A 6,779-nucleotide genomic window follows, 5' to 3' on the forward strand; every position below is an offset into this window, starting at 1 on the left:
CGGTCCGCGTGGGTATCAACTACCACTTCTGAAGCGGGCTTCCCGACTTCAAGCGGCTGTAGCGGCCTACTCGTGATGCTTTGGCCGTCGCCACCGGGCGCCGTTCATTCGGTGGTCGGTCCTTCCACCTGAAGGCCTAGTGGGCACTTTTTGTTCGGCTGAAAGCGCCGCCACACAGTCTTCCAGAATTGCCAGGCGAAGCCGAAGCCACTTTAATTCTTGGCCGACTTGCGCCAGCTTTAACATGCCTGCCGAGCACGCAACCCTTCGCCTCTGCTCCTCTTCCAAGGATGCTATCTTCGCGCGCAGTTCCAAGGCTTCTGTGGCCCTCGAGTTCCTAACCAAAGTCCGGGTTCGCATTTCCAACCCCACAGCAAAACGTCGCCATCAATTGCACGACTGCGTTAAACTCTGGCATTCAAATTATTGAGGAATTTAGCGACTACTAAAATAAGAGCCCAATCCACTGGCCGCGGCCGCGAGCGCGCGAGACTACTAGCGGCCCAGCGGTCAAGGCGGGGGGCTTGGGGGTTTTGACCACCGGGCCTAACCGGCGAAGGAGAGGTGCCGGCTGGCAAGGGATCATACGCCGATATTACGTGTTGTAGAATGGGGCTCCCTACGTTCCCGAGACGTGCTGGCAATGGCTTGGCCGTTTTAAGCCGCAAATCTGATGGACGGGCGCGTGACTCTGGTAGCGGACTTTCGAGCTCGACCAACCGGCTTGACGGAACATTAGCCATCTCTAAAAGTAGTCCGAGCGGCAGGTGGTGCCCTCCATCGCCTTGCCGAAGATCGGGCCTCCGATCGGCCCGCGCTTTCCGCAAGAGGCGCGGGCTTCCCGGTTCGCAAGAGACCATTGCTGTCAGGCCGGCAACTCATTCAACCGGAACCGCGCCCCTGCCGGCGTCACCGTCCTTGTGCATCTGATCGTCAAGGGCGTCTGCTATCTTGAGTGACAAGCCAGCCACCTTATTTTTGAGCCTAACTGGTACGTCTGGCGACGCTTGAAGCTTCTGGTTCGCATCCCTGAACAGCTTGGAGATGCTGCTAAGCGTCAGTTCCTCGTCCGTCACGGTGCGTCTCTAGTTGAGTCGGTTCCGTCCTTGATTTATGGGGCATATTCGCAATCGGGCAATTCGCCTTAAGGCTCTACCCAGCCGAATGCAGACTGGAGCGAGCGACGGCCCAGTCAAGCTGTCGCAATTTATGCGAACGGCGCGGGAACAAATTTCCACAATCGCCGTTTTTGCGCCAGCCGGATGCATGCCCCAAGATCCTGTGTTCGGCATGTCGAAGGCCCGCTGCTAAACGCCCTGGCAGCGGGCTTTTCCACGCCTAGGGCTTTTTGAGTATCCGCGCTTCGCGCAAGAGCGACGACCAGTTATAAGGGCCAAGGAAGCTGACAAGCTCTGTGGCTAGCGCAGGGGTGATACCGGTCTCAGCCGCCAGACGCCGCGTGGCAATGCCGATCGCTGTTTCGGGCGGCTTGCCTAACTCGTCAACCACCTTGGATGTCCCTTCCAGCTGACCCAAAGTCAGCCGAGAGGAAATGGTTCCGTGAGGCGCTACCCAGCCGTAGGGGGCTTCACCGACCCTGTGCCGTTCGGCAGGATAGACGGCGCCCTCTTGCCGGTGATGGTCTCGATCGCTTTCAACAACGGTTCATGAACCTCACGAAGCGCGCGGTAGTGCTCGCAGTGATACGCGAGGAGCGGCCGCACGATGCTCTTGTGCAGTGCCTCCGCTGCCACGAGAAAGCGCTCGATATCCGCCTGGGAAAGCTGCTGGGAAGGTTTGGTTCTGGCCATGGTAGCGAACTCCGTTTGAAGGGATCGCCGCAACAGGAATATAATCCTGCATACGAGGTTGGATGGCAAGTGGCCATCATCGCGGAGTCACTAAAATTCTAGGTATCTAATTAAGACGGCGCTCATGGACATCTGCGCTTGATGTTCCAGCTGTGATGTCACGGGCGGCCCCCTTAGTCATTCTCAGCCTTGGCCCGTTGCCGTGGCTCTCACTAAGTCGGCAGTGGGCTTTTCTTTGTCCCTGTAGCTTCAAGGCTTCGGCTTCCGCTTGCCTTCTTCGCCGGGGGCACCCTTGCCGAGTCCTGCGGCCTTCGCCAGTGCAGAGCGGATCGCGGAGTACTTTGGCGCTGTTGTGGGGTAGCTGCTGGGCAGATCCCATTTAGCGCGGTACTCGTCAGGGGTAAGGTTGTGCGAACTCCACAAGTGCCGCCTCAAAGATTTGAACTTTTTTCCATCCTCGAGGCAGTAAATGAAATTCGGCGTCACTGACCGCTTGGGATCGACGGCTGGCTCCCTCGGCTCGGCCGGCCTTGCGTTCTGGCCACCCAAGCCTGACAATGAAGCGTGCACAGATGCAATCAGTTCGGGCAGGCTGCCGGCCGGCAACGGATTATTGCTAACGTAGGCAGAGACAACATCCGCCGTTAGTTCGACTAGTTCGGTTGCGTGGTCGTGATGGTCGTGGGTGTCCGTCATTCGTTGGCCCCTGTGGTGATGCCCGGATATTAGACCGAGCTAAGGTACGCAACCAGCGTCCCGACATGTAGTTCCACCGATTTTTGGGTGCACGGGGAAAAAGGCCGGCGCCGCAATGGCGCCGGCGAGCATCAGGACGGCGAGGGCGGCGAAGTAGAGTGGCACCAACACGGTTGGATACATACGAGCTAGAAGCCGTTCAGATTGTCCCGCCTGACGCAGCTCTCCACATCGCTCATGTCGGGAGCGCGGCTGAGATTCTCGAAGGGGTCAACCCATGACGATGCAGCTACAGCAGTTGGTGCGCGGCGCGTTTCAAATGGCCGAGTGCGCCTCCGCTCGTCATTGTGAGGCATTCCGGCAAGAACCGCTACCGTAGCCGCACTGAAAGCGCCGACATCATACGGTCCGTGGGCAGGTGTAGACATCGCACTTTCTTGCTGATTGTCTTAGCAGATGGCCGAACAATTCAATCTTCGCAGTGCCTCGGGCACTCTATTGAACGCGACCACTTAGCTCAGCCCGGATGGTATCATCCTCCACATCCGCAGCTCCTTTTTGCAACCTTCGTGTGCTCATGGTAAATTCCGCCGATTGGGCCTCAAATCGGGGACGTCGATGACGAGTTTTAATTCGCAGAAGATTTCGAAGATTCATCACGACTTACACCACGACTTACCCTCCGAGCCGGCTCTGAGAGCGAAGGCTCTCGAGAGTCTCCTGATCGAGAAGCGCCTGGTCGACCCGGAAGCGATGGACGCGTGGATTGAGATGTATAGGGAGGAGATCGGACCCAAGCGCGGCGCGAGAGTTGTGGCGCGAGCGTGGAAAGATCCCGCTTTCAAGGAGCGCCTGCTGGCAAACGCTACGTCGGCGATCGACGAGTTGGGCTTTGCGGGCCACGCGACGGGTCATTTACAAACTGTCGCGAATACCCCGGACGTTCATAATCTCGTCGTCTGCACGCTTTGTTCCTGCTATCCCTTTTCCATTCTGGGCATGTCGCCCGCATGGTACAAATCCAACGAGTACAGAGCACGCGCCGTACGCGATCCTCGAGGCGTCCTGAGAGAATTCGGCGTCGAACTCGAAGACACCGTAGAGGTGCGCGTCTGGGACTCGACGTCAGAAAGACGATACCTCGTGCTGCCGCAACAGCCGGCGGGCACTGAGAGCTTGGACGAGGCCTCTCTATCGCGGCTGGTGACGCGCAACTCCATGATCGGAACTGAAAGGGATCTCTCGCCGTCGCTGGGAGGCTGATGATGGATGGAGTTCATGATCTCGGTGGACGAGAAGGCTTTGGCCCGATTCAAGGCCTGGGCGATGGCCGACCTTTCCATGAACAGTGGGAAATGCGCGCTTTTGGATTGGCGCAGGCCGCCGCTGGCGACAGCGACTGGTCGATAGACTGGTTCCGGCATTGCCGCGAGTTGATCGTTCCGGCGGACTACCTGACTCGATCCTATTTCGATCATTGGCTGCTCACCCTTGCGGCTGAAATGATCGACGTAGGCTATATCACTTTGGAGGAGCTCAAATCAGGGGCATCGACATTCACGCCGCAGCCAGGATATCCGCCTGAGACTGCGGACGAGGCGAGAGCTTACGTGAAAAATCCACGCAGCTACGCGGTTGAAATCGATGCTAGGCCATCGTTTGCCCTAGGCGCGACCGTACGCGGAAAGATTTCGGGGCACTCGGGACACACTCGTCTTCCCGGCTACGTGCGCGGTAGAAAGGGAAGCATCTTCGCCCTTCATGGTGCGCATGTCTTCCCGGATGCGTCTGCACGGGGCGAACATAAGGCGGAGCACCTTTATACGGTCAGCTTCGCCGCATCTGAACTGTGGCCGGAAGCGAAGGACCGGAGGGATCGCGTTTTTGTTGATCTTTGGGAGAGCTACCTTGAGCGAGCCTGATCCCGGCTACGGGCCGTTGAGGAGACGAGACGACGAGCCAATCTTCGCTGAACCATGGCACGCCCAGGCAATGGCAATCGCCGATCTATTGATTGGATCGGGGACGATCACGCAATCAACCTGGGCGGAAACTCTGGGCGAGGAAGTCCGCATTGCAAGTCTTGCTGGGAGTGCCGACGACACAGGCACTTATTACACAGCCGTGCTGTCTGCGCTCGAACGTATTCTGGATGCTGGAGGGAACGTGTCGTGCGCGGAGTTGGCACGCCGTCGGGACGACTGGCGGCGAGCATATTTGCAGACTCCTCACGGACAGCCAGTGGAGCTAGACTGCGGCCGATTTACCAAAGCTCCAGACTAGAAATCCCCCTCAAGGCCAGCGCGCGCTTTCACTCATTCTGGCAGGCCTGCCTTGCGCAAGTTCTTGCGAAGGTGTTCCAGATCGCCGGGATTTTTGTAAGGCGTCATTTGGGGGCCGGATCTCGAAACGATTGTGGCTGATGGGTCCATTTGCTTGATCCGCTCCACGGCTTCCCTCGCTTCGATCATATTCCCCAATGCGGCATGGCTGGCTGCCAAATAGACCCAGCGGTACACCGTGTCGATTGTCATTAGGCTACGCAAAGCCGTGACTGCTTCATGGTATTGTCGGGAGTCGTAGTAAATCTGGCCGAGCTGTTGAACGTACCACTCGGGATAGCGAGGATTAAGGCGCAACGCCTTTTGTGCTGCGTCGAAGCCTTCGGTGGTTCGTCCCGCGCAACTCAGGCAGTAGCCATAGTCCATGAGAATGTCTGCGTCATTGGGATTGAGATCAAAGGCGCGGTGAAATGCTGCAATGGCAGGTTCGTACTGCCCGCTAAAAAGGCGGTGTCCTGCGAGTGCGTAATGGCCCCACGCATCCGCGTCGTCGCGTTCAATCGCGAGATTGGCGTACCGCAAAGCATCAGCCAACGAGGACTCGGGGTCCACGCTGAATCCATCGACTACGTCCATCATGTGCGTCCAGGCAACTTTGGCAAAGGCCTTGCCAAATTTGGGATCAAGCTCCCCGGCCTTGAGGAAGAGTTCGCGCGCGTGCTGATTGCCCTCCTTGGTATTGCGGTCTATGGCCTCCATACCTCGCACGAAGTAGTCCAGCGCTTGAAAGTTCCGTGTCCCCGCGAGTTCCGGGCGCTCTTGCCACGCCTTTAACAGTCGGCCTCCGTGCGCTGTGGCTAAACTTCCAATTATTCTTTCGGTGACATCGTCCTGCACAGCAAAGATATCATCGATGCCTCGGTCGTAGCGCTCTGCCCAAAGGTGCCGACCAGTCTTGCCGTCAATGAGCTGGGCCGTAACCCGGACACGGTCCTTCGACCTCTGTACGCTGCCCTCCAAGATATAGCGGGCACCCAGCTCCCGGCTGGCATCCTGTATCTTGGTGGCTTTGCCCTTGTAGGCGAACGTCGAATTGCTCGCGATGACGAAAAGATCGCGAAACCGAGACAATCCGGTGATGACGTTCTCTGTAATCCCATCCGCAAAGTAGTCCTGCTGACGGTCGTCGCTCATATTGACGAACGGCAGCAAAGCGATGGAGGGCTTATCAGAAAGCGAGGTCGGCGAAGTGGGGGTCGCTTCGGGACCGTCGAGACGCACCGCATAGGCTCGCACAGGGCGCTCAATATTTTTAAGTATCTGCTCACCGTTGTCGTCGAATTGCAGGTCAAGCCGGTTTCCGAGGTGATCTCGCACCGTGCCCGAAACCATCACACCTCCAACGGGAGCAATGCCTTCGAGCCTTGCCGCCACGTTCACTCCGTCACCAAACAGATCGTCATCCTCGACGATTACGTCGCCGAGGTTGATCCCGATCCGGTATCGTATTGCCTGGGTTTCGAGGACGGCTCCGTTTCGGTCCGACATGGCTCGCTGGATATCGACCGCACAAGCCACGGCGCTCACGACGCTTGGGAACTCGGCGAGGACGCCATCGCCAGTCGTTTTGAAAATACGGCCTTTGTGCTCGGCGATCTTTGGGTCGATTAACTTGGCCCGGATTTCCTTCAATGCGTCAAGCGTGCCGACTTCGTCCCTGCCCATGAGCCGAGTGTACCCCGCCACGTCAGCGGCAAAGATGGCCGCGAGGCGACGTTGGACGCTTCCTTCGGTCATGTAGCGCATTGCCTTCACAACAGGACAAGGATTGTACGGGCGACCGCCGGCCGAGTCCACGAGCCGGAACGTCGAGGATGGGTCGTCATAAGCCGGAATTCAACTAAGACACTAGCGGCGCGAGGGAGGCGTTGGTCGCGATGTACGCGAACGTGAACCAAGACCGCGCATTGTTTGCTTGCTATGGTGAAGC

The 6,779-nt window shown here is 58.1% G+C and carries 7 protein-coding genes; 3 read left to right on the plus strand and 4 right to left on the minus strand.

The window, feature by feature from the left end:
- Positions 1-878: 878 nt before the first annotated feature.
- From AC1D1L_RS33140 to AC1D1L_RS33150, 3 genes are all read right to left on the minus strand, one after another.
- Positions 879-1,076, minus strand: coding sequence for a hypothetical protein (locus tag AC1D1L_RS33140; RefSeq protein WP_477345685.1), 198 nt, complete (start codon positions 1,074-1,076; stop codon positions 879-881).
- A 492-nt stretch (positions 1,077-1,568) separates the two neighbouring features.
- Positions 1,569-1,811, minus strand: coding sequence for a hypothetical protein (locus AC1D1L_RS33145; RefSeq protein WP_477345687.1), 243 nt, complete (start codon positions 1,809-1,811; stop codon positions 1,569-1,571).
- Positions 1,812-2,060: 249 nt separating this feature from the next.
- Complete coding sequence (locus tag AC1D1L_RS33150) at positions 2,061-2,507, minus strand: Ros/MucR family transcriptional regulator (protein WP_477345689.1); 447 nt, start codon at positions 2,505-2,507, stop codon at positions 2,061-2,063.
- A gap of 618 nt (positions 2,508-3,125) precedes the next feature.
- On the opposite strand from AC1D1L_RS33150, the gene nthA reads away from it, so the two are divergent.
- Genes nthA through AC1D1L_RS33165 form a run of 3 tightly spaced genes read left to right on the plus strand, consistent with a single transcriptional unit; the run spans position 3,126 to position 4,790 of the window.
- Complete coding sequence (gene nthA, locus AC1D1L_RS33155; protein WP_477345691.1) at positions 3,126-3,770, plus strand: nitrile hydratase subunit alpha; 645 nt, start codon at positions 3,126-3,128, stop codon at positions 3,768-3,770.
- A gap of 2 nt (positions 3,771-3,772) precedes the next feature.
- The gene (gene nthB, locus AC1D1L_RS33160; protein ID WP_477345693.1) at positions 3,773-4,429 is read left to right on the plus strand and encodes a nitrile hydratase subunit beta; all 657 of its coding nucleotides are present in this window, start codon (positions 3,773-3,775) and stop codon (positions 4,427-4,429) included.
- Complete coding sequence (locus tag AC1D1L_RS33165) at positions 4,416-4,790, plus strand: hypothetical protein (protein WP_477345695.1); 375 nt, start codon at positions 4,416-4,418, stop codon at positions 4,788-4,790. The genes nthB and AC1D1L_RS33165 overlap by 14 nt, the downstream gene beginning before the upstream one ends.
- A gap of 32 nt (positions 4,791-4,822) precedes the next feature.
- Here AC1D1L_RS33165 and AC1D1L_RS33170 read toward each other — a convergent pair whose 3' ends face one another.
- Positions 4,823-6,595: an adenylate/guanylate cyclase domain-containing protein gene (locus tag AC1D1L_RS33170; protein WP_477345697.1), complete on the minus strand. Its 1,773-nt coding sequence runs from the start codon at positions 6,593-6,595 to the stop codon at positions 4,823-4,825.
- Positions 6,596-6,779: the final 184 nt, after the last annotated feature.

It is taken from the genome of Mesorhizobium sp. P2_D6, assembly GCF_056404315.1.

What these genes read in the sequence shown, in the direction of transcription:
- AC1D1L_RS33145 (WP_477345687.1), bottom strand. Translation starts at nt 1,811, where the DNA reads ATGGCCAGAACCAAACCTTCCCAGCAGCTTTCCCAGGCGGATATCGAG.
- AC1D1L_RS33150 (WP_477345689.1), bottom strand. Translation starts at nt 2,507, where the DNA reads ATGACGGACACCCACGACCATCACGACCACGCAACCGAACTAGTCGAA.
- nthA (WP_477345691.1), top strand. Translation starts at nt 3,126, where the DNA reads ATGACGAGTTTTAATTCGCAGAAGATTTCGAAGATTCATCACGACTTA.
- nthB (WP_477345693.1), top strand. Translation starts at nt 3,773, where the DNA reads ATGGATGGAGTTCATGATCTCGGTGGACGAGAAGGCTTTGGCCCGATT.
- AC1D1L_RS33170 (WP_477345697.1), bottom strand. Translation starts at nt 6,595, where the DNA reads ATGCGCTACATGACCGAAGGAAGCGTCCAACGTCGCCTCGCGGCCATC.